3 protein-coding genes are annotated in these 1,799 nt (G+C 44.0%); 1 reads left to right on the top strand and 2 read right to left on the bottom strand.

Features of this window, described 5'->3' with window-relative positions:
• Positions 1–87: 87 nt before the first annotated feature.
• Positions 88–984 (top strand): aldo/keto reductase, encoded by an 897-nt coding sequence (locus B2U10_RS14505; protein ID WP_290788517.1) that lies wholly within the window; start codon positions 88–90, stop codon positions 982–984.
• 170 nt (positions 985–1,154) lie between these two features.
• Here B2U10_RS14505 and B2U10_RS14500 read toward each other — a convergent pair whose 3' ends face one another.
• Together B2U10_RS14500 and B2U10_RS14495 are read right to left on the bottom strand one after the other, a co-directional pair.
• Positions 1,155–1,343 carry a hypothetical protein gene (locus tag B2U10_RS14500; protein WP_035409434.1) on the bottom strand — a complete coding sequence of 63 codons (189 nt, stop codon included), beginning with the start codon at positions 1,341–1,343 and terminating at the stop codon, positions 1,155–1,157.
• Between the two features lie 141 nt (positions 1,344–1,484).
• Positions 1,485–1,799, bottom strand: a 315-nt coding sequence (locus tag B2U10_RS14495) for an ABC transporter permease subunit (RefSeq protein ID WP_290788514.1), incomplete at its 5' end; no start/stop codon positions are given.

Genomic DNA, 1,799 nt, shown 5'->3' with positions numbered 1-1,799 from the left:
CATTGAAAATTGAAATTCGTGCAACCGTTACCATTTTGAGGTACAGTAAACGAGATAGAGTTCATACGATAGAGGAGTGGAAGAAACATGGAACGGATTCAGCTAACAGAAGATTTATCATTCTCACGGATCATTCATGGTCTGTGGCGATTGAATGAATGGGAAATGACGAAGGAAGAGCGTCTTGAATTGATTGAAGCATGCCTTGCTTTAGGAATTACGACGTTTGATCACGCAGATATCTATGGCGATTATACGAATGAACGCTTATTCGGGGAAGCTCTTGCCTTAAAACCGGAATTACGTGACCGGATGGAGATCGTCACGAAGACGGGCATCAAGATGAAAGGGAATCATTTCTCGGATCAGTCATTATCGTTCTATGATACGACGAAAGAGCATATTATCAAACAGGTCAATCGTTCCCTGCAAGAACTCGGTGTCGAGTACGTCGATACGTTGTTGATTCACCGTCCAGATCCATTGATGGATCCGAACGAGATTGCAGAAGCGTTCGTTGAGCTGAAGGACGCGGGTAAGGTACGGACATTCGGTCTATCGAACCATACACCTGCACAACAGAGTCTTATACAATCACGCTTACCGTTCATGCTCGTGACGAACCAACTCGAGTTATCGGTTTCGGAACTGAAACATTTCGAGGATGGATCCGTCGATCTGTGTCATAAAAATGAGATGCCATTGATGGCATGGAGTCCGCTTGCGGGCGGTCGTCTCTTTAAGGACGAGCGATACGCACCGTTACGTGAAAAATTAGCTGAGATCGCTGAAAAGATCGGGGCAAAAAAAATCGACGAAGTCGCATATGCATGGTTACTTAAACATCCAGCACGTATCATGCCGATCGTTGGTTCTGGTAAGATTGAACGCATCGAATCTGCTGTTCGTTCGACGAATCTGTCGTTGACGCGCGAGCAATGGTTTGAGATTTTGAAGGCATCACGAGGTCGTGATGTCGATTAATCTAGACTGTGAGACAGAAATAAACGCATAAAATATTTTCTGTTTAAGAAATGAAGCGAGAGGATCAACCAGTACACGATCTGGAAACGATCCTCTCTTTTATGAATAGAGTAACAGTAAACAAAAAAAGTCCCATCTCAAGGGGGAGGAGAGATGGGAGATCTATGAGGTTAAGCTTCTAAGCGAAGCATCTCCTGACGATATTTATCTAAACGATCTTTACTTGCTGACATGCCAGCTTGGTCATTGGCTTGAATCGCATCGAAGAGCGTACTGAGCTCATAATCGATTTCGAGACGTAGCACTGGAATTCGCTGCTCTGCATCTTGTCTACGGAAAGCTTCAATTACTTGTTTCATCTCGGCCACGCTCCTTTGTAATTTGTCAGATAATTCTGATTTTTATTAGTATACTTGATTATTCCCGGATTGACTAGTGCTAAACCTCAAAAAATCTAAAAAAATACACTTGAAATCCTAACGGTTCCAAGTGTGAAAAATTCATTCTGGAATGCTGAAACGTGCTTCTAAACGATGTTGGACGCTTTGAATAAGTGTTGACATGATCCAGTAAATTGCAGCGGAGAACAAAAGTAGCGGCATGACGAGGTATGTCGTCGCTGAAATCTGGTCAGAGACGTACGTTAATTCCTCGACAGCAACGATCGTACCGAGTGATGTCGACTTGATGATATCGATGACAGAGTTCGAAAGCGGTGGAATCGCCCGAGATAGTGCTTGCGGCAAGATAACGTCCTTGAATGTCTTGCGACGCGGAATTCCAAGTGAGTCAGCAGCTTCCCATTGTCCACGATC

The organism is Exiguobacterium sp. UBA7533, from assembly GCF_002479335.1.
Classification (GTDB): domain Bacteria; phylum Bacillota; class Bacilli; order Exiguobacteriales; family Exiguobacteriaceae; genus Exiguobacterium_A.
This window is presented reverse-complemented; position numbering and strand designations above follow the sequence as displayed.